The organism is Roseobacter sp. HKCCA2468, from assembly GCF_037805105.1.
Classification (GTDB): Bacteria; Pseudomonadota; Alphaproteobacteria; order Rhodobacterales; family Rhodobacteraceae; genus M30B80.
In genome coordinates, this window is record NZ_JBBLYN010000001.1 from 32,970 (window position 1) to 53,701 (window position 20,732).

A 20,732-nucleotide genomic window follows, 5' to 3' on the forward strand; every position below is an offset into this window, starting at 1 on the left:
AAAATGCCCCTCGCAAAGCGATTTGCGAGGGGTTTTCTTATGCCAAATGTTGGCTTTCGATATGATGAAACCGCCCCGTCTCATCCTCGCCCACAAGGGCCAATGAGGCGACCTCAAAAGGCTGCGGGATCACAGGCGCGAAATGCGCATGCAGACGGGACACCAGATCATTAGCCTCGGATTGCGGCAGGCGGCCTGACAATGTCAGATGAAAGTGGAATTCTTCCATGACATAGGGATAGCCCCATGCGACTAACATCTCCTCCTGACGGGGGGTGAGGTTGGCGGATCTGCGCTTGGCCAATTCCGCCTCGGATGCAGGCGCGCGAAACGGATCCAACCCTTTGACCATCGTTGCGGCCAGCTCTTGGAGCGCGGGATTATGACTTGCAGGGACAGCGGCGACGAAGCCCCCCAAACGGCGGATTTCCAAAACGGGGATTTCAACCCGCGATGTTGTTTGGCACAATTCCCGAAATCTTGCCGCAAGGTCATGGGCGCTTTGACCCTTGGCCAGTTTGAAAGGTGGCTTGATCGTTGCGTGAAACCCGTATTTGCGGGGGGTGCCGGTGATCTGTGCGATGGGCCGCGATAGGCCCGCAAGCTCGGGATGCGTGCGCACAGCGCCTTGGCGGCTGCACCAGCCCAACCAATCCGCCCCAAGGCGATAAAACCCGCCATCGGGCAGAAAATATACCGCATATCGGCTATAGTCGGACATTCCGCGTCCCCCCTTTTGGCTTGGGGTCGGCCTAGGTTCTGCGTCCTGATTTGGCAATGATTAATTAACCAATAAGGTCTATCCTCTGGTTGTGGCAGATGGTGGACAACACCCCCCCTTTTTGGGCGCTGTAACAAACACCGCTGCCCTTGGCCGAGTTTCACTTGCCCGAACGGGGGATCGGTCGCACATATCATGGTTTAATCCTAATTCCGCTGCAAGGCATGCGCTATGGTCGCCCCTAATTCGTAATAGACCGCGCGCAATTGACCAAATCCCGTTACCGATTTTTGTAATGGCGGCATCGGCCAGAGGTTGCGGTTTTGTTGCAAAAGGGCCTGCGCGGCCTCTGTGCCAAATACGGTTCCGGGCCCTATCCCGCGTCCCGAATAGCCAAATACAGCCGCACCATTTGGCCCGATCTCCAAGACTTTGGGAATATGGTCGCCCGTCATGGCGATGCGTCCTTGCCAGATATGGCCAAAGCCTTGACCTGCCAGCTGCGGGAAAGTTTGCGCCAATTTGCGCGCTGCCCATGCGTGATGCGTGCCGCCCCCAAGCCGCCCTTCAACATCGCCAATCGCGCCCAAGATCAGGCGCCCTGCCGCATCCATGCGAAAGGAACTCATGACCATTGCCGTGTCCCACGCCCCTTCACCGCCCGCTAGAATTTCGGCGCGCAAACTCTGCGGCAGGGGTGTTGTCGCAAATTGGCTGTAATACACGGGGATGAAGCTGGGGCTGTAGCTAGAAAATCCCGCCTTGTGATAGGCATTGGTGGCAATCAATGTGGATTGCGCGGTGATCTCGCGCCCTGCGGCGCGTGCCACCCAAGCGCGGCCTTGATGGGTTAAATCTTCAACAATAAGGGGGGCAAAGATCTGTGCCCCTGCCGCTTGGGCCGCGCGGGCCAGCCCGCGTGCGTAAGCCAGAGGTTGAATTGTGCCTGCACGCGGATCAAACAGCGCGCCTGCAAAGTTAGGGCTGCCCGTGCGCGCGGCGGTTTCCTCGGCATCAAGCAGCTGTAAGGGTGCGCCATATTGGTTACCTTGGCGATGGCGGGTTTTCAGATCATCCAATCCCGCCGCGTTATGGGCAAGGTGCAAGGTGCCGTTCCGCGTGGCTTCGCAGGCGATATTCTCGCGCGCGATCAGATCAAAGACACGGGCAGGGGCCGCGCCAAGCGTATTAATCAGCGCTTCACCCGCTTTGACGCCGAGGGTTTTGATGATCTCCTGCGGCGGCAACCACAGCCCTGCGTTCACAAGGCCCACATTGCGCCCCGATCCGCCATGGCCGATCTCTTGCGCCTCAAGAAGCGCGACCTTGGCGCCCATGCGTGCGGCCTCTAATGCCGCAGAAAGGCCCGTGAAGCCGCCCCCGATGATCAAGAGATCAACCGCGCTTGGTAAAGCGTCTGCGCTGTCGGCTGTCACCTGCTCTCGCGCGGTGCTGTGCCACAGATTGCCCTTTGATCCAAAAGCCCCAGACGCCTGCATCGGCGCGCCCCTTTGTGATTAGAAAAACGCCTGAAGCCCTGTTTGCGCGCGCCCCAAAATCAGGGCATGCACGTCATGTGTGCCTTCGTAGGTGTTGACCGTCTCAAGGTTTTGCGCGTGCCGCATCACATGATACTCGGCCATGATCCCATTGCCGCCATGCATATCCCGCGCATCGCGCGCCACGGCCAAGGCTTTGCCGCAATTATTGCGTTTGATCAGGCTGATCAGTTCGGGAGCACAGCTGCCCTCATCCATCATGCGACCTGCACGCAAAGCCCCTTGCAGGCCAAGCGCGATTTCCGTCTGCATATCGGCCAACTTTTTCTGAAACAGCTGTGTTTGCGCAAGAGGGCGGTCGAATTGGCGGCGGTCGAGCCCATATTGGCGGGCGCGATGCCAGCAATCTTCGGCGGCACCCATCACCCCCCACGCAATGCCATAGCGCGCGCGGTTGAGGCAGCCAAACGGCCCCTTCAGCCCCTCGACATTTGGCAAAAGCGCATCTTCTGGCACCGCAACCTGATCCATCACGATCTCGCCCGTGACCGAAGCCCGCAAGGAAAGTTTGCCCTCAATCTTGGGCGCAGACAGGCCCTTCATCCCTTTCTCAAGGATAAAGCCACGAATCTTGCCGCCATGGGCCTCCGATTTTGCCCAAACGATAAAGACATCCGCGATAGGTGCGTTGGAAATCCACATCTTTGCGCCGTTCAACACATAGCCATCTGCGGTTTTTGTGGCTGTGGTTTTCATCCCTGCGGGGTCAGAGCCCGCTTCGGGTTCGGTCAAACCAAAGCAGCCAATAAGCGCGCCGCTGATCAGTTTGGGCAAATATTTTTGTTTTTGTGCCTCTGACCCGTAGGCGTGGATCGGGTAGATCACGAGGCTTGATTGCACGGACATCATCGAACGATATCCAGAATCGACCCGCTCTACAGCGCGGGCGATTAAGCCATAGCTGACATAGCTTGCGCCAATGCCGCCATAGGTTTCGGGCACAGTTACGCCCAAAAGGCCCATTTCTCCCATCATGGGAAATAGTTCCGGCGCTGTGGTTTCATTCAAATAAGCTTCGGTGACGCGGGGGGCGAGGTGGTCTTGGGCAAAGGCCTCGGCGCTTTGAGAAATCATCACTTCCTCAGGCGCAAGCTGCGCTGCCAGATGAAAGGGATCTGCCCACTCAAAAGCCGCGAGAGCAGGGCCTGATTTTGCGCTGTGACCATCTGGCATCGTTACGTCCTCCAAAGCAAAAAACATATGGCCGACATTGCCGCGAAGCGCGGCAAGGTTCAACCCATGCGCACCCGCCCAATAAGGGCAGAAAGCGCAAAGAACAGGGCGGCTGCACAGACAATGCTTGGCCCTGTGGGGGTGTCATAAGCGAATGATCCCCAAAGTCCAAGCGCCACCGAAACCACCCCAATCAGCGAGGCCAAAATGGCCATCCCTTCTGGGTTGCGGGCCAAGGGCCGTGCCGCTGAAGCGGGAATGAGCATCAATGCAATGATCAACAGTGCCCCCACCACCTTGATGGCCACAGCCACGCTGATGGCGAGGGCAAGGGTCAGCAGCATATTCTCACGCCGTGGCGCAATGCCACTGGCATGGGCCAATTCAGGCGACAGCGTCACAGTCAACAGCGCCTGCCAACGGCTGAGGATCAGCACCAAAACCACCGCCGCACCAAGCCAGATCACCGCCAAATCAGCACGACTAACCGCCAGAATGTCACCAAAAAGATAGGCCGATAAATCAGCACGCACCCCTTTGGTCAGGCTTACGGCCACTAGGCCAATAGCAAGCGCTGCATGGGCGAAGGTGCCAAGCAAGCTGTCAAGACCGAGTGAGCGTTCCGATAGGCTTGTCACCATCAAGGCCACGATCAGGCAGATCACCAGAACCCCTGTGAAAATCGACAGGTTCAACGCAAGCGAGATGGCAACCCCCAATAGCGCGGCATGGGCCGTGGCATCGCCAAAATAGGCCATGCGCCGCCAAACCAGAAAACAGCCCAAAACACCCGCAACCACAGCGACCCCGACCCCCGCAAGGGCGGCGCGGATCATGAAATCATCCAGCATCATTGCACCTTTTCGGGGCTATGGTCGTGGCTGTGAGCATGGCCGTGATCGTGATCATGGCTGTGGCTATGTTCATGCCGATACAGGGCCAATGCCCCATGCGTGCCCGTTCCAAAAAGCGCGCGATATTCAGGCGCGCTTGCAACTGTTTCGGGGCGGCCTTCGCAGCAGATATGCCCGTTGAGGCAAATCACCCGATCCGAGGCACTCATTACAACATGCAATTCATGGCTGACCATCAAAACCGCACAACCCACCTCGCGCCGCAGATCTTCTATTTGGGTGTAGAAGGCGGCAGATCCCGGTTGATCCAGCCCTTGTGTGGCTTCGTCCAAAATCAGCAGTGTTGGGCGGTCAAGAATGGCGCGGGCCAAAAGGACACGCTGAAATTGTCCCCCTGACAATTCGGTCATCTGCCGCGCGCCCAAATCGGGCAAACCCGCTTGATGTAAGGCGGTTGCAATTTCTGCAGGGCTGTGACGGCGCGGCATCGACAAAAACCGTGCCACAGTCACAGGCAGGCTGCGGTCAATATGCAGCTTTTGCGGCACATAGCCGATCCGCAAATTCTCGGCCCTTGTGATTATGCCCCGCTCAGGCTGCAACGCCCCAATCAAGGCGCGCAAAAGCGAGGTTTTCCCCGATCCGTTCGGCCCCACGATTGTAACGATTTCACCAAGGGCAATTTCAAAATTCACATGATCCAACACCACGCGCCCCGCTTGGCTCAGGCGCAGATTTTGGGTTTGGATCAGGGGCCGTTTTATTGGTGCGTTCATGGCCGTGCCTCGCGGCAGGCGGGGCAGAGCCCTTCCAATTCGACCGAACTGCGTTCAACCGCGAAGCCCAAATTTTTTGCCTCGCTCACCAGCCCCAATTCCGCCTCAGGCCTGCCCGTTTCTGCAACCATATCGCAGTTGCGACAGATCATGAAGGCAGGCATATGCGCCCCCTCATTGGGCAGGGTGCAAGCGATATAGGCATTGAGACGCTCAATGCGATGCGCAAAGCCATGGCTGACCAGAAAATCAAGCGCGCGATAGGCCACAGGGGGTTGGGCATTCTGCCCCTCAGCCGATAGGCGCGCCAGAATATCATAGGCCCCTAGCGCGCGATGCTCCTCAAGTAGGATTTCCAAGACACGTTTACGCTGCGCTGTCAGGCGCAGGCCTTCGGCGGCGCATCGTGCCTCGGCGGCGGCAAGCGCCGAGGCGATGCAGCCTTGATGGTCGTGGTCGTGGAATTGGTTTTGCGACATTGGCGCGCATAACCTTTCATGTTGCCGATTTTCGGTATTGATATGTTATAACATATCTACTAACTCTGACCCCGTTCTAATCATGAAGGTGCGCGGATGTCTATGAGATTCTTACTTGGCACAGGTGTGATTTGCGCCTTTTCAGCGGCAACGCCGTCTGCGGCGGTCGCAGAGGTGCCGAGGGTTGTAACAGATATCGCGCCCGTGCATTCGCTTGTGGCACAGGTCATGGCGGGGGTCGGTGTGCCTGATTTGTTGATCGACCAAGCCACAAGTCCGCATCACTTTGCCTTGCGCCCCTCGCAGGCGCGCGCGCTGCAAGAGGCTGATTTGGTGGTCTGGATCGGGGCTGGCCTGTCACCCGCCTTGTCGGGGGCGATTGCTGATCTTGCGGGGGCGGGGAAAGAGATGGCGCTTTTGTCGGTGCCGCAGACGGATCTCTTGCCCATTCGCGAAGATGTGCGTTTTGAGGCGCATCGCCACGATGATCACGATGATCACGGCCATGATGACCAAGGTCACGATGATCATGACGACCACGGGCATGACGACCACGGGCATGACGACCACGGGCATGACGACCACGGGCATGATGATCACGAAGATGAGGGCCACGAAGACCATGCGCATGATGGCGCGATTGATCCCCATGCGTGGCTTGATCCTGACAATGCCGCCCTGTGGCTGACCGCGATTGCCGAGGAATTGGCGGCGGCAGACCCCGACCATGCACAGACCTATCGCAGAAATGCCGAAAACGCCGCGCGGCAGGTCGAACAGCTCGCGGATCAAATCGAGGCGGATTTTGCGGCAACGCCGCCGCCCGCCTTCATCGTGTTCCACGATGCTTATCAGTATTTTGAAGATGCGTTTGATATTTCCGCGCAAGGGGCCATTAGCCTGTCAGATGCAAGCGCCCCTTCGGCGGCGCGCCTGACTGAAATTCGCACGATTGTGGCCGAGCAGGGGGTTGAATGCCTGTTTGCAGAGCCACAATTCGACCCAGATATCCTGAGCGCCGTGGCCGATGCGGCCCCTGTCTCAATCGCAGTGATTGACCCATATGGCGGGCATATCCCCACGGGTGTCGATTTCTACCCCGCGCTTTTGCGGGATTTGGCGACAGGTATTTCGGGCTGCAAGGGCTAATGGCCTAGCGTAGGCCAAGCCGCTTTTTGAGGCTACGCTTCCAGCGGAACATCAGATGCACGCGCCGCGCATGGCGCAAATCTGCGGCGGTGACAGCGGGGCGCTTGGTGACCGCAATGCGGCGCAAAATCGTCAGGCTGCCTGCACGCGCCTCAATTTTGAAATCGGGATTATGGGCGAGGAACGTGTCAATCGCCCATCCCACGCCAGGAAATGCCGCGCCGTGATCATGCAGGGCAATAACGCCACCTTTGGTGACGCAATCGGCCCATTGCAAATCCACAGTGACGTAATAGTGGCGATGGTCACCATCAATGAAAACGAAATCAAACATCTGCCCTGACGCGCGGGCAGGATCGATGAAATCTTGGGTCACACCTTTCCAAAAGGTGACCAGATTGGGGTCAATCCCCGCCGATATCAGGTTGCGGGTGATGATATTTTCTTGATCGGGGTAATAGGTCAGCGGATCAATCACAAAAAAATCTGGGCGGGCATCGGGCGCGTATTGCCCCATCATCTCTTTCAATGTGCCGCCCGCGGCGGTGCCAATTTCCAAATGCGCCCCTGAAAATGCAGAATTTTTCAAGGTTTCCATCAAAAGAGTGCGCTCTTCTGCGGTGCATTCGGAGTCAAGCGTGGTCGCGCTAGGTCTGGCCATTGTGATATTTCCCCGTAAATCTTGTCTGCGGCATTGCGCGAATATGGCAACAAGTCAAGCGTGCCACCCTTGCAGCCCCTGTCCTGCAAGACTAAGACTCTTGGTAACACTTCGATGATACAGCGCCAAAACAGCAATTAACCCCAGTTGAGGATGCACCATGAAAGATCCGATTGATACCTACATGAACACGCTTGTGCCTATGGTGGTCGAGCAAACCTCGCGCGGGGAGCGGGCCTATGACATTTTCTCGCGCCTGCTGAAGGAACGGATCATTTTCATCTCTGGCCCAATCCATGACGGCATGTCGAGCCTGATCGTGGCGCAGCTTTTGCACCTTGAGGCCGAAAACCCTTCAAAAGAGATTTCGATGTACATCAACAGCCCCGGCGGCGTGGTGACATCTGGCCTGTCGATCTATGACACCATGCAATATATCAAACCAAAGGTCTCGACTTTGGTGGTGGGGCAGGCGGCCTCGATGGGGTCGCTGTTGCTAACGGCAGGTGAGGCGGGCATGCGCTTTTCCCTGCCCAATAGCCGCATCATGGTGCACCAGCCCTCAGGCGGGTATCAGGGTCAGGCGACCGATATCATGATCCATGCACAAGAGACGCAAAAGCTGAAAGATCGCTTGAACCAGATCTATGTGAAACATACGGGCCAGAAATTCGAAAAAGTGGTCGAGGCGCTTGAGCGTGACAATTTCATGGATGCCGAACAAGCCAAGGCTTGGGGCCTGATTGACCAGATCGTGGAAAGCCGCGCAGCCTTGGAAGAAAAGTAAGAATGACACGGGCGGGGCAGATATGACCTCGCCTAATGCAATTTGGCGTTGTGGTGACGGTTTTGCTGTTCTACGCTATGAGCCAAAGATGAAACAGGCGCAGATAGTTTGCGGCAGGGGCCGTTCCTGCCGAACCGTTCGAAGGTGATTGAGATGGCAGATTCCGCCAGTGGCGACTCGAAAAATACGCTTTACTGCTCGTTTTGCGGCAAAAGCCAACACGAGGTTCGCAAGCTTATTGCAGGCCCGACAGTGTTCATTTGCGATGAATGCGTTGAGCTGTGTATGGATATCATTCGTGAGGAGACGAAATCCTCAAGCTTGAAATCCACTGACGGCGTGCCAAGCCCGCGCGACATTTGCGCGGTTCTCGATGACTATGTGATCGGCCAAGAGCATGCAAAGCGCGTGCTGTCTGTTGCGGTTCACAATCACTACAAACGCCTGAACCATTCCGATAAATCCGAGATTGAATTGGCGAAGTCCAATATCTTGCTGATCGGCCCGACTGGCTGCGGCAAGACCCTCCTTGCCCAAACCTTGGCGCGGATCTTGGACGTGCCGTTCACGATGGCTGATGCGACCACCCTGACCGAAGCAGGTTATGTGGGTGAGGATGTGGAAAACATCATTCTCAAGCTACTGCAGGCCTCTGAATATAACGTGGATCGTGCGCAGCGCGGTATCGTCTATATTGACGAGGTCGATAAGATCACGCGCAAATCTGACAATCCCTCCATCACCCGTGATGTGTCGGGCGAGGGGGTGCAGCAAGCCCTTCTGAAAATCATGGAAGGCACGGTTGCAAGCGTTCCGCCCCAAGGGGGCCGCAAACACCCGCAGCAGGAATTTTTGCAGGTCGACACGACTAATATCTTGTTCATCTGCGGCGGTGCTTTTGCAGGTCTTGAAAAAATCATCGCGCAGCGTGGCAAAGGGTCGGCCATCGGTTTTGGTGCCGATGTCAAAGACAATGACAGCCGCGGTGTCGGTGAAATGTTCAAGGAACTTGAGCCAGAAGATCTGTTGAAATTCGGCCTGATCCCCGAATTTGTGGGCCGTTTGCCCGTGATCGCAACGCTGACCGATCTTGATGAGGCGGCTTTGGTCACGATTTTGACCGAACCGAAAAACGCGCTTGTGAAACAGTATCAGCGTCTTTTTGAACTGGAAGATGTCAAGCTGAAATTCACTGATGATGCCCTGAGTGCGATTGCCAAGCGTGCGATTGAGCGTAAGACGGGTGCACGCGGCCTGCGCTCAATCATGGAAGATATCCTGCTCGATACCATGTTTGAATTGCCAGGCGCGGAAGGCGTGTTGGAGGTTGTTGTCAATGATGAGGCCGTGACGTCAGACGTTCAGCCCCTGATGATCTATGCCGATCGCAAAAAGGATGAGGCCGCCTCCTCGGCAGGTTAAGGTCTAGCGCATCCAATAGCCTGCATTGCGCAGTCTGTTTCGAATAACCTGCTCCTTTCGGGGCAGGTTTTTTGATCGAACAAGGCCCGGGCCTCACGCCCTTTTCCCTGATAAATCAGCCGCTTGAAGGGGGCATACGCCTTGAGAACCTTTTTGTATTTCTGGGGCGCTGTGATCGCCTCTAAGGCCTCTACCACGGCATCGCTTTCCCGCGCATATAGCAATGGGATTAAGCGGTAATGGCAGGAATGGCTGCCATCGAGATATCCCTTTGGCAGGGCCTCTGCCCCCCGCCGAAGGAGTGGATAACCAAGGGAAGCGCCACTTGATCCAGCCACGGATCAAGCGATTGACAGGCAAGTTCGGGCAAATCGCGGTCGCGGATTGTGCAGGCATATTCTGCAAACCGCTCCCCGAATTGCGGGGCTGAGTGATAATAGAAAAATCCCGCATTGAAATAGGGGTAATGGCGCCAATAGTCAGGCGGATATGCGGGATTGACGGCTGTCGCCATATCAAGCCCAAACAGCCCATAGAGCGCCCCCCAAATGCCCGCATAATCGGGCCCGTAAAGGGGCAGTTCAGGCCAAGTGCCGCTGACCCGCAGCGAGGCAGAGGGGCGGCTGAAATCAAAAGGCACATTGCGCAGCTCGTCCGTGATCAGCGTATCACTGTCAAAGAAGAGGAAAGGCCGCCCATCGGGCATCGCGCTTAACGCTTCGATCTTGTTGCCGTAGGGGTAGGGCGCACCAAAATGACGGTTTTCAAACGGTAAGATCTCCGCCCCTAAATCGCGCAACAAACCCTTGACCTGAGGGTCATTGATGCGCGGGTCTTTGGGCCAAAGCGGCCCGGGCTGCGGTTCGGCCACATAGAGCTTGCCTGAAAAACGGGGGGAATAGGCGCGCAAAGACAGCGCAAACAGCGCCGCCTCATATTGCCACCGCCCCGCTTGGGCAATGATGACGATGTCAAAATTCTGCTTAGACGCGGGGTGCGCCTGTGATGTTTGTGCTTTGGCCATATGTCCCGTAACCCTTTGGACAGCTTATGCTTAGGCCCGTTTCCCTGCGCTGTCACGAGGCAAATCACCGAGCCGCCCTTGGCAAGCCCGTTTCGCACTGCGATAGAGGAGCAAGACGCACGACAAAAGGGGCATGGGCAAATGGCCGCCATCATTTTCGACCTCGACGGCACGCTGATTGATGCGGCGCCTGATATTTGCGCCACCGCCAATGCCGTCTTGGCCGAGGAGGGGGCCGCCCCCATCAGCCTTGATGAGACAAAGTCATTTATTGGCAATGGCGCGCGCGTCTTTGTCGAGCGGATGTCAAAGCTGCGCAACCTGCCTGAGGCGGGGTTTGTGGCGCGCCACCGCCGATTTCAACAGGTCTATGTCGAGGCGCATGATCACACCGTAATTTACGAGGGCGCAGTGGCCGCGCTTGATGATTTGCGCGCGGCAGGGCATCGTTTGGGCCTGTGCACCAATAAACCGCTGCTGCCCACGCAATCGGTTTTGGCGCATTTCGATCTGGATGGCTATTTCGATCATGTCATCGCAGGCGATAGCCTGCCGCAGCGCAAACCAGACCCCGCCCCTTTGCAGGCCGTGATTGCGGCGCTTGGGGTTTCGCCTGTGATCTATGTGGGCGATAGCATGACCGATGCCCTGACCGCCAAATCGGCAGGCGTGCCGTTTCTGCTTTATACGGAGGGCTATAATCATGGCCGCTTGGCCGAGATGGAGCGCGCGGCAAGTTTCAGCCATCACCGCGATATGGCCGCGCAAATTCAGTCAATTTTGGCCTGTGAGGCCTAAATCAAACCACCAAGTCCATGAGGGGGAGAATGGTGGGCGACCCTGGAATCGAACCAGGCATGGGTCTCCCCGGCGGAGTTACAGTCCGCTGCCGCACCTTGCAGCACGTCGCCCGACGCGAGAGGCGGGATAGCCGCCACAGGCCTCAGGGTCAAGGGCAAATGCGCGCTTTTGGCTTGCAGTTTTTCGCGCAGAGTGATCAAGGTCAGCCATGGCAAAAAAACCAACATGGGTGGTGGAAAAGGAACGCGGCGCAAAGGCGGCTGCGGCCGCTACGATTTGGCTGTTTGGACTACACGCAGTGCGAGATGCGCTGATGAATCCTGCGCGGCAGAAATTGCGCCTGATTGTTACCAAAAACGCACATGACAAACTGGCCGATGCAATTGCAATGGCCGCGATTGAGCCAGAATTGGTGGATCCGCGCAAATTCAACGCGCCGCTTGATCCGCAATCTGTCCATCAAGGGGCAGCCCTCGAGGTTAAGGCGCTCGATTGGGGCAGTCTGGCTGATCTGGCGTTGTCGGATGGTCACGGGCCTGCGCGGCTGTTGCTGCTGGATCGGGTCACAGACCCGCATAATGTCGGCGCAATCCTACGCTCAGCCGAAGTTTTCGGCGCGCGTGCGGTGATCGCCCCCGCCCGCCATGCCGCGCCCGAGACAGGCGCGCTTGCCAAAACGGCCTCGGGCGCGTTGGAGCGGCAACCCTATCTGCGGGTCAAAAACCTTGGCGATGCGATGGAAGAACTTAAGGCGATGGGGTATATCTGCCTCGGCCTTGCGGGCGAGGCTGAAGATGAGATTGACAGCATCGCAGATCAATATCGGGATCGCCCCCTTGCCTTGGTTCTCGGGGCTGAGGGGCCAGGATTACGGGAACGCACCCGCGAGTTGTGTGACCATTTGGTCAAAATCCCCTTTTTGGGCGAGTTTGGATCGCTCAATGTCTCAAATGCGGCGGCAGTCTCCCTATATGCGGTAAGAGCAAAACCGTAATGAGGAGGGGGTGCCAATGCCCCATGATCGCAAAATTGCCACCTGCTGCTATTGTGGGCGGCGCACGGTTCTGGAACTAACCGCGCGGGGTGGGCATGAACTGGCCTGTGGATCATGTGGCGCGCCTTTACATGAGATGAAGGCGCTGAAATCCCCAAGCGGGTCAGCGAAATATGCGCCGCCAAAATCGCGCCCCGTTACAGAATTTGGCCAAGGACGCAAGAAATCCGCGCAGAAGAAAAAGAAGAAGCTTTGGAAAAAGGCCTTTGGCGAGATTTTTGATCTGGTCGAAGACATCCTCGACTGATCTCACAAATTCGTGGGCAGGTCTTTTACGCGCGCTGTGCATGCATATCTTTAACATATGCCAATGTGGCTTCGGAACGCCATGTTGGGCAATGTTACTGTCCCTCGTTCCGTAACTTATCGCCTGCGCGCCTTTGGCCCGCAGGCGTTTTTTTCAGCGGTTGGCTTTCTCGGAAATCCCGCTTTGGTTTGTGCGGCGCTCAAGCTCGGCAAGGACGTCTGAGAGCGCAACATCGCGCGCGGCAAGCATGACCATCAAGTGATAAATCACATCGGCGGCCTCCCGCGTCAGCGCCGCCGTGTCGCCCTTTACGGCCTCGATAATGGCCTCAACCGCCTCTTCGCCGAATTTCTCGGCGGCTTTTTCGGGGCCTTTGGACAGGAGTTTTGCGGTCCAACTGCTTTCGGGATCGGCGCCTTTGCGGGCTTCGATCGTTTTGGCCAATTGGATCAGAATATCACTCATGTCAGCCTCATTGGGATGCCTGCCTTGGCCATATGCGCCTTGGCTTCGGCAATCGTATAGGTTCCGAAATGAAAAATCGAGGCGGCTAAAACCGCGCTTGCCTTGCCGATGGTCACCCCTTCGACCAAGTGATCCAAATTCCCCACCCCGCCTGAGGCGATCACGGGCACATTCACCGCGTCAGAAACCGCGCGGGTCAGGGGCAGGTTAAAGCCCGATTTAGTGCCGTCCCGATCCATCGAAGTCAGCAAAATCTCGCCCGCGCCTTTTTGGGTGACCAGTTTTGCGAATTCCACCGCATCAATCCCCGTGGGTTTGCGCCCGCCATGGGTGAAAATCTCCCATTTGCCTGGGCTGACGGTTTTGGCGTCAATGGCCACGACAATACACTGGCTGCCGAATTTATCGGCGGCGCGGGCCACCACATCGGGGTCAGCCACAGCTGCGGAATTAAAGCTGACCTTATCGGCGCCTGCCAGAAGCAGATTGCGGACATCTTCCACTGTGCGCACCCCACCACCTATGGTCAGTGGCATGAAACATTGCTCCGCGGTGCGGGTGGCCAGATCATACATGGTGCCGCGGTTTTCATGCGTGGCATGGATGTCTAGGAAACACAGCTCATCCGCGCCTGCCGCATCATAGGCGCGGGCCTGTTCGACAGGGTCGCCTGCATCAATCAAATCCACGAAATTCACACCCTTCACCACGCGGCCATCGGCCACGTCCAAGCAGGGGATGATCCGTGTCTTGAGCATTACGCGCCCTCACGCAACGCGGCCAAGGCCGCCGCTAGATCAATCGCGCCATCATAGAGCGCGCGGCCCGAAATCGCGCCTGCAATCACGCCTGTGTCGCGCAAGGCGATGAGATCAGCCAATGATGACACACCGCCCGAGGCAATCACAGGCAGTGTGGTTGCGCGCGCCAGAGCCTCAGTCGCCTCGATATTTGGGCCAGCCATTGCGCCATCGCGATTGATGTCGGTGTAGATAATCGCGGTCACACCTGCATCCTCAAAGGATTTGGCCAAATCGGTCACCATGATATCGGTTTCTTCAGCCCAACCACGGGTGGCGACACGGCCCTCGCGCGCGTCCAAACCCACAGCGATTTGATTGGGGAAGTGGCGCGCGGCTTCGCGCACCAAATCGGGGTTTTCCACGGCCACGGTGCCAAGAATGACCCGCGATATGCCGCGCGTAAGCCACATCTCTATCGTGGCCATGTCGCGGATGCCCCCACCAAGCTGCGTTGGCACATCGACATCGGCCAAAATTGCCTCAACCGCAGCGCCATTAACGGGCGTGCCTGCAAAAGCCCCATTAAGATCAACCAAATGCAGATATTCACACCCCGCGTCCACAAAGGCGCGCGCTTGCGCGGCAGGATTGTCGTTGAACACAGTCGCCTGTTCCATTTCGCCTTTGTAAAGGCGCACGGCCTGTCCATCTTTGAGGTCAATCGCGGGATAAAGGATCATCTTATCTATGGTCTTTCTAACCGAGGTTACGGCGCCCAATTGAGGAAATTTGCAATCAGGCGCAAGCCCGCCTCTTGGCTTTTTTCCGGGTGGAACTGCGTGCCGATCACATTGGCATGGCCCACAATTGCGGTGACATCGCCGCCATAATCACAATGGGCCAAACGATGGGCGGGGTCGCGCATCTCCATGTGATAGGAATGCACGAAATAGGCATGCGCGCCTGTGGCGATACCCTCTAAAACGGGGTGGGGTTGGTCGATGACCAGATCATTCCACCCCATATGCGGCACTTTGAGGGCGGGATCATTGGGTGTGATCTTGCGCACATCGCCCGCGACCCAGCCAAAGCCTGAGACGGTTTCATATTCATGGCCCTCATCGGCCAACATTTGCATCCCCACGCAAATGCCCAAAAAGGGAACAGCGCGTTTGGTCACCGCTTCGACAATCGCCTCCTCCAGCCCTTCAATCGCGGCGAGGCCGCGGCGGCAGGCGGGAAACGCCCCATCGCCTGGCAAGACGATACGGCTTGCTGTTGCCACATCCTCGGGGCGGTTGCTGACCCGCACCATGCCTTGGCCCGTTTCGCGCGCCATGCGTTGAAAGGCTTTTTCCGCCGAATGCAGATTGCCGCTGTCGTAATCAATTAGAACGGTGGTCACGGCGATTACAGCTTGCCCTTGGTGGAGGGGATTGCGCCCGCACGGCGGGGGTCTTCTTCCACCGCTTCGCGCAGCGCACGGGCAACGGCCTTAAAGGCCGCCTCTGCAATGTGGTGGCTGTTGACCCCGTCAAGCTGTGCAATATTCAGGGTGATCCCCCCATGGGTGGAGAGCGCCTGAAAGAATTCGCGCAGAAGTTCGGTGTCGAATGTGCCGATTTTGGGGGCTGTCATGGCCACATTCCAGACCAGATAGGGTCGCCCCGACAGATCAAGGGCCGCCCGCACCAAGGCATCATCCATCGGCAAAAGACAGGCACCGTAGCGGCGAATCCCAGCCTTGTCGCCAACAGCCTCGGCAATTGCCTGACCAAGCGCGATCCCGCTATCCTCGACCGTGTGGTGGTCATCAATGTGCAAATCGCCCTGCGCGCGCAATGTGATATCGATCATCGAATGGCGGGCCAGTTGTTCGACCATGTGATCAAAAAAGCCGACCCCTGTTTTCACATCATAGGCACCTGTGCCATCGAGATTGATCTCAACCTCAATGGATGTCTCGGTCGTGCTGCGGCTGATCTTTGCGCGGCGCATGGGGCATATCCTTATCGTGTGCTGTGTCACAGGGGGCTTATAGGCGGATGTGGCTTTCGTGCCAAGCCCGCCAATGCGCAGGGCAAATTTACGCGATGTGTCGGTTCTGACACGCAAATCTCGGGCAGATGTGTCCTTTTCCGCCCATTGGTTCAGGGCTCTCGGAAAACCAGAGCGAAATTAATATTTGATCCCTTGCTCCATCACCTTAACTCAACCTCCATGGCACCATTAATTGTCTAGGGAGGACATCGGATGAAACATACGCATAAACTGGCCTTCGCTTTGGCCCTGCTCGCAAGCCCCGTTGCGGCGCAAGAGCAGCTTTCCATCGCCACAGGCGGCACAGGCGGCGTTTACTATCCCATGGGGGGTGGTTTGGCCGAGGTGATCAACAACTACGTTGATGGGTATTCTGCAACAGCCGAAGTGACCGGCGCATCAGTCGAAAATATGGGCCTTGTGGCCACAGGGGACGCGGATCTGGCGATTGGTTTGGCCGATACTGTGTTTCAGGCGCAATCAGGCACAGGTCGCTTTGAAGGTCAGCAGCTTGAGATGATCCGCGGCGTTGCGGTTCTTTACGCAAACCTCGTGCAGATCGTGACCTTGGCCGATAGCGGCATCACCACGCTTGATGATCTGGTGGGCAAGCGCGTGTCAGTCGGCGCGCCCGGTTCGGGCACTGAAGTGAACGCAGAGGCTATTTTGAGCGCCAATGGCATTTCCTATGATGACATTGACGAGCAGCGCCTGAACTTTAACGAAACCGCAGATGCATTGGCCAATGGCGATATTGATGCGGGTTTCTTCTCGGTGGGTGCGCCGACCTCGTCTATTTTGAACCTCGCCACCACCAATTCGATCCGCATGATCGCCCTCAGCGAAGAAGAGATTGCCGCAGCGCAAGCGGCTGATCCGATTTTCGCCAGCGCCGAGTTGGCAGGCGGCCTTTATGAGGGGGTCGATGCACCCGTGGCAGGTTTGGGCATTCCAAACGTCTTGGTCGCATCCTCTGAGATGAGCGAAGACACGGTTTACGAGATCACCAAAGCGATGTTTGAAAACATTGCAGATCTGCGCGCCGTGCATCCTGCGGCGAACCAAACCGAGATCAGCTTCACTTTGTCGGCTTCTCCGATCCCGCTGCATCCTGGTGCAATTCGGTATTACGAAGAAACAGGCGCAACAATTCCTGACCGTATGCGCCCCTAATGTTAGGACGTCATGCAAAGGGGTGGCGCATCTGCGCTGCCCCTTTTTTCTCTTTGATGGCAGGGGCGGCGCTGTTGCTGCTGCCGCAGACCAGTCATGCCGCATCGCTTGAGGTGAGTTTGGCCGAGACCGGCGCGGTATTGGCCGAAATTGACCTTCCTGATCCCGCTGAATGGTGTGTGCTGTGGCGGCATTCTGTCAAAGGGTTTGAAGTGCAAGATTGCTACGCGATGCAGAACGGGCAAATGGTGCTTGTTTGGTCGCATCTGCCAGATTTTGCCGCGGGTCTTGACCATATCATTGGCCGCGGTCGACAAATCTCTGACGGGCAGGGCGGTTATATCATTGAAGACATTAACGAGCCTGTCGCAGGCAATGCCTATATCTTGCGGCCAGGTTCGATGGCGGTGGATCACCGTATCCACGCGGGCGCGACTGAAATCTCGCTCTCGCGCATGGCAGAACATCAGCGGGTGCGCATTGCGCTGATCCCGTAACGAACAAAAGGATTTGGGGTATGGCAGATCAAATCGACATCACAGATATTGGCCCAAAAGACGCGGCTGAACCGAAATTGATCCTGCGCTTGATCGCTGTGGTGGGCATCGCGCTGTCGCTGTTTCAACTTTACGCTGCGGGTGTTCAGCCCTTGGGGCTGTTCTATCAAAGGCCCATCCATTTGGGTTTTATCCTTGTTCTGTGTTTCTTGATCTATCCGCCCCGTGGCCGCGCCAAAGGGCGCAGTCCCTTAGAATATGCGATAGATGGCTTTCTCATTCTGGCCTCTATCGCGGTTGGGGCTTGGGTGCCTGTAAACATTGACACAATCGCAAATCAAATCTTTCCCCGTGACATCGATGTTGCAATGGGGGTTTTGACCGTTCTCTTGGTGCTTGAGGCTGCGCGCCGCGCGGTCGGTTGGGTGATGACGGTGATCGCGGGCGTGTTCTTGCTTTATGCTTTTGCAGGGTCGCGCGGGGAACTGCCGTTTTTGGCAGATTTCATGCCCGGCATCCTAAACCATCGCGGCTATTCCTTGGATCGCTTGGCAAGTCAAATGACGTTGGGGGCCGAGGGGATTTATGGCATTCCCTTGGGGGTGGCTGCGACATTCATTTTTGTATTTGTTCTCTTTGGCGCTTTCCTTGAGGTGACGGGCGCAGGCAAATTTTTCATTGATCTGGCCTATGCCACAACAGGCCGTCAACGCGGCGGGCCTGCCAAGGCGGCCGTTGTTGCCTCTGCGGGGATGGGGTCAATCTCAGGCTCGGCCATCGCAAATGTGGTCACAACGGGGGCCTTCACAATCCCGCTCATGAAAAAACTGGGCTATCGCCCTGCCCAAGCGGGCGGGGTAGAGGCCGCTGCCTCAACAGGGGGGCAGATCATGCCGCCCTTGATGGGGGCAGGCGCCTTTTTGATGAGTGAATTTACCCAATTGCCCTATGTTCACATCGTGTTGGTGTCGATTTTCCCAGCCTTTCTCTATTTTGGGGCCGTCTACCTGCTTGTGCATATTGCGGCTGTCAAACAGGGGATGCGAGGCTTGACTGCGGCAGAACTCCCCAGCGTGCGCCAAGTGATGCGCGAAGGATGGCATTTCATCTTTCCGCTTGTGGCGCTGATCTTTTTATTGGTGGCAGGATATTCACCGATGCGGGTGGGGTTCTACGCGATTGTGGCTGTGATGGCGGCGGCAGCGGCACGCGCGCTTTGGACATTTTCAAAGGACGCGCCTAGTGTCGAAGGCTTTGTTGCCCTGTGCAAACGTGGCGGGGCCTTGACCCTTGAGGCGCTTGAACTTGGGGCGCGCAACGCGGTTGCCGTTTCAGTCGCCTGTGCCGTGGCGGGGGTGATTGTGGGGGTTGTCGGGCTCACAGGGTTGGGTCTGAAATTCTCGGCCATGATGTTGGCCTTCTCAGGCGGCAATCTGTTCTTGGCGTTGATCCTCGTGATCTTGGCCTCCTTGATCCTTGGTATGGGCCTGCCTGTCACCGCGGCCTATATTGTTTTGATCATCTTGGTCGGCCCTGCCTTGACCACGGAATTTGGCGTGCCGCTGTTGATCGCGCATTTGGTGGTGTTTTGGTATAGCCAAGACAGCAACGTCACCCCCCCTGTCGCATTGGCAGGGTTTGCAGGCGCGGCCATTGCAGGATCAAAACCGATGGAGACCAGTTTTCAGGCGTGGAAATACGCCAAGGGCCTCTATCTGATCCCGCTCTTCATGGTCTATAATGATGAGATCATCCTTGGTGGCCCGCTGCATATGGTCATTTTTGCAGGCATCTTGGCGCTTGCGGGGATTGTGGCCTTTGCTGCTGTCCTTGAAGGGTTTCTCTTCACCACGATGCCGCTTTGGCACCGTGCGGCGCTGATCCCTGCGATTGTTGCGGTCTTTTGGTCATCGGCCATGGTTGAGGCGCTCGGTCTTGTCGCGATCCTTGTCCTTTTGGGGCTTAACTGGTGGCAGGCCAAACAGCACCCCTATCAGGCAAAAACCTAAGCGGTTGGGTCTAATCATGACACAAGAAAAAACCCTCTCGCAATCGAGAGGGTTTTTTTCTAACATCTTCGATTTTGAAGATTGGAGCGGGCGATGAGATTCGAACTCACGACCCTTACCTTGGCAAGGTAATGCTCTACCCCTGAGCTACGCCCGCTCTGTGAGGAGGGGTTCTATGACCATGGATCAGGGTTTGCAAGGGGGAAATTCCACAATGCGCGCGTTTTTTTGCGCCATTTGCCATGCGCATTTTTGAGCTGATTTCAGGTTGGGAAAATCCCCGCCTCAAGGCCGTGGCCACAGGGCGGGGGATGTTCTGATCCGCGTGGCTCAGTAACTTACCTCGAAATTGTCGAGGCCATAGAATTCATTATCTATGCTTTCGTTCAGGTTGTTTGTCATGGCAAAGGTCACCTCAGGAGGTGGGTTGTCCATGGTTAGGTAAACCCGCGTGATTGAGTCCTTCCAATAAGGATCGCCGCCGATATTCTCGTTGATACGGATTGTTTCATATCGCGCAGAAAACCCTGCAGGCGTGCCACCATCATTGCCAAGGAAGGCAAGGTTGGTCTCCTCGCTATCGGTTGGCCGGCTTTGCGAGTTGAGGTGGGTGATCAGCTCATCATTCAGATAAAAGAAGGCGGTTTCCAAATCCACTGTGTCGCCAGAGGCCACATCAAAGGAGAAAGTCACCTGTTCAGTGCCTTCTGGAATCTCAGCTGTGCGGGTCATGGTTTCGCCTGCGGCCATCACCAACAGTTCACCAAATTGGTCGATATCCATCACCGTGCCGCCCGTCCATCCTGCACGATCCCCGCCCGCGAACCCGTCAGACGCTAAGATATTTTGCGTCTGTGCGGATGTTCCCATCAGTTCTGATGCGATGTTTTGCGCCAAGGTGTTGACGCCACCTGATACTGCCGCGGCGGTCGTCACACCAACGCCCGTGAGTGCGCCCGACAGGACGACATAATCCACGGTCACTGCGCCAGTTTCATCCCGTAAAAAACGGGTAATCCTCTCGCCATGTTTCATGTTGCTCTCCAAACTATGCCCCTGATGATGGCTACTGGCTTGGAAAGGCCAAATTGTGGCGAA

Annotated in this window: 22 protein-coding genes, 2 tRNA genes and 1 pseudogene; 9 read left to right on the forward strand and 16 right to left on the reverse strand. The window is 56.8% G+C overall.

The genetic code is table 11. The features are described 5' to 3' along the window. Positions 1-37: 37 nt before the first annotated feature. The 6 genes from AAC620_RS00145 to AAC620_RS00170 form a co-directional block, all read right to left on the reverse strand. Positions 38-721, reverse strand: coding sequence for a DUF1045 domain-containing protein (locus AAC620_RS00145; RefSeq protein ID WP_340242191.1), 684 nt, complete (start codon positions 719-721; stop codon positions 38-40). 206 nt (positions 722-927) lie between these two features. Further along, a complete protein-coding gene (locus tag AAC620_RS00150) occupies positions 928-2,220 on the reverse strand; it encodes an NAD(P)/FAD-dependent oxidoreductase (RefSeq protein WP_340242192.1) in 1,293 nt (430 codons plus the stop codon). Positions 2,221-2,238: 18 nt separating this feature from the next. Next, complete coding sequence (locus AAC620_RS00155) at positions 2,239-3,453, reverse strand: acyl-CoA dehydrogenase (protein WP_340243550.1); 1,215 nt, start codon at positions 3,451-3,453, stop codon at positions 2,239-2,241. 59 nt (positions 3,454-3,512) lie between these two features. Further along, complete coding sequence (locus AAC620_RS00160; protein ID WP_340242193.1) at positions 3,513-4,304, reverse strand: metal ABC transporter permease; 792 nt, start codon at positions 4,302-4,304, stop codon at positions 3,513-3,515. Continuing rightward, entirely contained in the window at positions 4,304-5,083 is a 780-nt protein-coding gene (locus tag AAC620_RS00165) for a metal ABC transporter ATP-binding protein (protein ID WP_340242194.1), read from the reverse strand. Before AAC620_RS00165 ends, AAC620_RS00160 begins: the two co-directional genes overlap by 1 nt. Further along, complete coding sequence (locus AAC620_RS00170; RefSeq protein WP_317655256.1) at positions 5,080-5,562, reverse strand: Fur family transcriptional regulator; 483 nt, start codon at positions 5,560-5,562, stop codon at positions 5,080-5,082. Before AAC620_RS00170 ends, AAC620_RS00165 begins: the two co-directional genes overlap by 4 nt. A 102-nt stretch (positions 5,563-5,664) precedes the next feature. Here AAC620_RS00170 and AAC620_RS00175 point away from each other — a divergent pair, with 102 nt between their 5' ends. Beyond that, positions 5,665-6,711 carry a zinc ABC transporter substrate-binding protein gene (locus AAC620_RS00175; protein WP_340242195.1) on the forward strand — a complete coding sequence of 349 codons (1,047 nt, stop codon included), beginning with the start codon at positions 5,665-5,667 and terminating at the stop codon, positions 6,709-6,711. Positions 6,712-6,715: 4 nt separating this feature from the next. Here AAC620_RS00175 and AAC620_RS00180 read toward each other — a convergent pair whose 3' ends face one another. Continuing rightward, complete coding sequence (locus AAC620_RS00180) at positions 6,716-7,372, reverse strand: class I SAM-dependent methyltransferase (protein ID WP_340242196.1); 657 nt, start codon at positions 7,370-7,372, stop codon at positions 6,716-6,718. Positions 7,373-7,532: 160 nt separating this feature from the next. On the opposite strand from AAC620_RS00180, the gene AAC620_RS00185 reads away from it, so the two are divergent. Together AAC620_RS00185 and clpX are read left to right on the forward strand one after the other, a co-directional pair. Beyond that, on the forward strand, positions 7,533-8,159 hold the full coding sequence (locus AAC620_RS00185; protein WP_317655253.1) for an ATP-dependent Clp protease proteolytic subunit: 627 nt from the start codon (positions 7,533-7,535) through the stop codon (positions 8,157-8,159). A gap of 153 nt (positions 8,160-8,312) precedes the next feature. Continuing rightward, on the forward strand, positions 8,313-9,581 hold the full coding sequence (gene clpX, locus AAC620_RS00190) for an ATP-dependent Clp protease ATP-binding subunit ClpX (RefSeq protein ID WP_317655252.1): 1,269 nt from the start codon (positions 8,313-8,315) through the stop codon (positions 9,579-9,581). A gap of 3 nt (positions 9,582-9,584) precedes the next feature. Here clpX and AAC620_RS00195 read toward each other — a convergent pair. Next, positions 9,585-10,605, reverse strand: a pseudogene (locus AAC620_RS00195) (hypothetical protein). Between AAC620_RS00195 and gph the strand changes: the two are divergent. Beyond that, a complete protein-coding gene (gene gph, locus AAC620_RS00200; RefSeq protein ID WP_340242197.1) occupies positions 10,606-11,403 on the forward strand; it encodes a phosphoglycolate phosphatase in 798 nt (265 codons plus the stop codon). Between the two features lie 30 nt (positions 11,404-11,433). Here gph and AAC620_RS00205 read toward each other — a convergent pair. After that, a tRNA-Tyr gene (locus AAC620_RS00205) sits at positions 11,434-11,517 on the reverse strand. Positions 11,518-11,614: 97 nt separating this feature from the next. Here AAC620_RS00205 and rlmB point away from each other — a divergent pair. After that, positions 11,615-12,400, forward strand: a complete 786-nt coding sequence (gene rlmB / locus AAC620_RS00210) for a 23S rRNA (guanosine(2251)-2'-O)-methyltransferase RlmB (protein ID WP_340242198.1) — start codon at positions 11,615-11,617, stop codon at positions 12,398-12,400. A gap of 16 nt (positions 12,401-12,416) precedes the next feature. Then, entirely contained in the window at positions 12,417-12,707 is a 291-nt protein-coding gene (locus tag AAC620_RS00215; protein WP_340242199.1) for a hypothetical protein, read from the forward strand. Positions 12,708-12,860: 153 nt separating this feature from the next. Here AAC620_RS00215 and AAC620_RS00220 read toward each other — a convergent pair whose 3' ends face one another. Genes AAC620_RS00220 through hisB form a run of 5 tightly spaced genes read right to left on the reverse strand, consistent with a single transcriptional unit; the run spans position 12,861 to position 15,913 of the window. Then, entirely contained in the window at positions 12,861-13,172 is a 312-nt protein-coding gene (locus tag AAC620_RS00220) for a phosphoribosyl-ATP diphosphatase (protein WP_340242200.1), read from the reverse strand. After that, entirely contained in the window at positions 13,169-13,930 is a 762-nt protein-coding gene (gene hisF, locus AAC620_RS00225; RefSeq protein ID WP_340242201.1) for an imidazole glycerol phosphate synthase subunit HisF, read from the reverse strand. The genes AAC620_RS00220 and hisF overlap by 4 nt, the downstream gene beginning before the upstream one ends. Beyond that, on the reverse strand, positions 13,930-14,655 hold the full coding sequence (gene hisA, locus AAC620_RS00230) for a 1-(5-phosphoribosyl)-5-[(5-phosphoribosylamino)methylideneamino]imidazole-4-carboxamide isomerase (RefSeq protein ID WP_340242202.1): 726 nt from the start codon (positions 14,653-14,655) through the stop codon (positions 13,930-13,932). Before hisA ends, hisF begins: the two co-directional genes overlap by 1 nt. A 26-nt stretch (positions 14,656-14,681) precedes the next feature. Continuing rightward, positions 14,682-15,320 carry an imidazole glycerol phosphate synthase subunit HisH gene (gene hisH, locus AAC620_RS00235; protein WP_340242204.1) on the reverse strand — a complete coding sequence of 213 codons (639 nt, stop codon included), beginning with the start codon at positions 15,318-15,320 and terminating at the stop codon, positions 14,682-14,684. Between the two features lie 5 nt (positions 15,321-15,325). Beyond that, positions 15,326-15,913: an imidazoleglycerol-phosphate dehydratase HisB gene (hisB, locus tag AAC620_RS00240; protein ID WP_317655243.1), complete on the reverse strand. Its 588-nt coding sequence runs from the start codon at positions 15,911-15,913 to the stop codon at positions 15,326-15,328. 255 nt (positions 15,914-16,168) lie between these two features. Between hisB and AAC620_RS00245 the strand changes: the two genes are divergently transcribed. Genes AAC620_RS00245 through AAC620_RS00255 form a run of 3 tightly spaced genes read left to right on the forward strand, consistent with a single transcriptional unit; the run spans position 16,169 to position 19,634 of the window. Then, positions 16,169-17,128, forward strand: coding sequence for a TAXI family TRAP transporter solute-binding subunit (locus AAC620_RS00245; RefSeq protein WP_340242205.1), 960 nt, complete (start codon positions 16,169-16,171; stop codon positions 17,126-17,128). 56 nt (positions 17,129-17,184) lie between these two features. Then, positions 17,185-17,625 (forward strand): DUF1850 domain-containing protein, encoded by a 441-nt coding sequence (locus AAC620_RS00250; protein WP_340242206.1) that lies wholly within the window; start codon positions 17,185-17,187, stop codon positions 17,623-17,625. A gap of 20 nt (positions 17,626-17,645) precedes the next feature. After that, complete coding sequence (locus AAC620_RS00255; RefSeq protein WP_340242207.1) at positions 17,646-19,634, forward strand: TRAP transporter permease; 1,989 nt, start codon at positions 17,646-17,648, stop codon at positions 19,632-19,634. A gap of 82 nt (positions 19,635-19,716) precedes the next feature. Here the strand turns inward: AAC620_RS00255 and AAC620_RS00260 are convergent. After that, positions 19,717-19,791: transfer RNA gene (locus AAC620_RS00260), tRNA-Gly, on the reverse strand. A gap of 173 nt (positions 19,792-19,964) precedes the next feature. Beyond that, on the reverse strand, positions 19,965-20,669 hold the full coding sequence (locus AAC620_RS00265; RefSeq protein WP_340242208.1) for a Flp family type IVb pilin: 705 nt from the start codon (positions 20,667-20,669) through the stop codon (positions 19,965-19,967). Between the last annotated feature and the right edge of the window lie 63 nt (positions 20,670-20,732).

Bases quoted from the DNA above. Each gene is read 5' to 3' on its own strand.
- AAC620_RS00145 (WP_340242191.1), bottom strand. From the start codon at position 721: ATGTCCGACTATAGCCGATATGCGGTATATTTTCTGCCCGATGGCGGG.
- AAC620_RS00150 (WP_340242192.1), bottom strand. From the start codon at position 2,220: ATGCAGGCGTCTGGGGCTTTTGGATCAAAGGGCAATCTGTGGCACAGC.
- AAC620_RS00155 (WP_340243550.1), bottom strand. From the start codon at position 3,453: ATGCCAGATGGTCACAGCGCAAAATCAGGCCCTGCTCTCGCGGCTTTT.
- AAC620_RS00160 (WP_340242193.1), bottom strand. From the start codon at position 4,304: ATGCTGGATGATTTCATGATCCGCGCCGCCCTTGCGGGGGTCGGGGTC.
- AAC620_RS00165 (WP_340242194.1), bottom strand. From the start codon at position 5,083: ATGAACGCACCAATAAAACGGCCCCTGATCCAAACCCAAAATCTGCGC.
- AAC620_RS00170 (WP_317655256.1), bottom strand. From the start codon at position 5,562: ATGTCGCAAAACCAATTCCACGACCACGACCATCAAGGCTGCATCGCC.
- AAC620_RS00175 (WP_340242195.1), top strand. From the start codon at position 5,665: ATGAGATTCTTACTTGGCACAGGTGTGATTTGCGCCTTTTCAGCGGCA.
- AAC620_RS00180 (WP_340242196.1), bottom strand. From the start codon at position 7,372: ATGGCCAGACCTAGCGCGACCACGCTTGACTCCGAATGCACCGCAGAA.
- AAC620_RS00185 (WP_317655253.1), top strand. From the start codon at position 7,533: ATGAAAGATCCGATTGATACCTACATGAACACGCTTGTGCCTATGGTG.
- clpX (WP_317655252.1), top strand. From the start codon at position 8,313: ATGGCAGATTCCGCCAGTGGCGACTCGAAAAATACGCTTTACTGCTCG.
- gph (WP_340242197.1), top strand. From the start codon at position 10,606: ATGTCCCGTAACCCTTTGGACAGCTTATGCTTAGGCCCGTTTCCCTGC.
- rlmB (WP_340242198.1), top strand. From the start codon at position 11,615: ATGGCAAAAAAACCAACATGGGTGGTGGAAAAGGAACGCGGCGCAAAG.
- AAC620_RS00215 (WP_340242199.1), top strand. From the start codon at position 12,417: ATGCCCCATGATCGCAAAATTGCCACCTGCTGCTATTGTGGGCGGCGC.
- AAC620_RS00220 (WP_340242200.1), bottom strand. From the start codon at position 13,172: ATGAGTGATATTCTGATCCAATTGGCCAAAACGATCGAAGCCCGCAAA.
- hisF (WP_340242201.1), bottom strand. From the start codon at position 13,930: ATGCTCAAGACACGGATCATCCCCTGCTTGGACGTGGCCGATGGCCGC.
- hisA (WP_340242202.1), bottom strand. From the start codon at position 14,655: ATGATCCTTTATCCCGCGATTGACCTCAAAGATGGACAGGCCGTGCGC.
- hisB (WP_317655243.1), bottom strand. From the start codon at position 15,913: ATGCGCCGCGCAAAGATCAGCCGCAGCACGACCGAGACATCCATTGAG.
- AAC620_RS00245 (WP_340242205.1), top strand. From the start codon at position 16,169: ATGAAACATACGCATAAACTGGCCTTCGCTTTGGCCCTGCTCGCAAGC.
- AAC620_RS00250 (WP_340242206.1), top strand. From the start codon at position 17,185: ATGGCAGGGGCGGCGCTGTTGCTGCTGCCGCAGACCAGTCATGCCGCA.
- AAC620_RS00255 (WP_340242207.1), top strand. From the start codon at position 17,646: ATGGCAGATCAAATCGACATCACAGATATTGGCCCAAAAGACGCGGCT.
- AAC620_RS00265 (WP_340242208.1), bottom strand. From the start codon at position 20,669: ATGAAACATGGCGAGAGGATTACCCGTTTTTTACGGGATGAAACTGGC.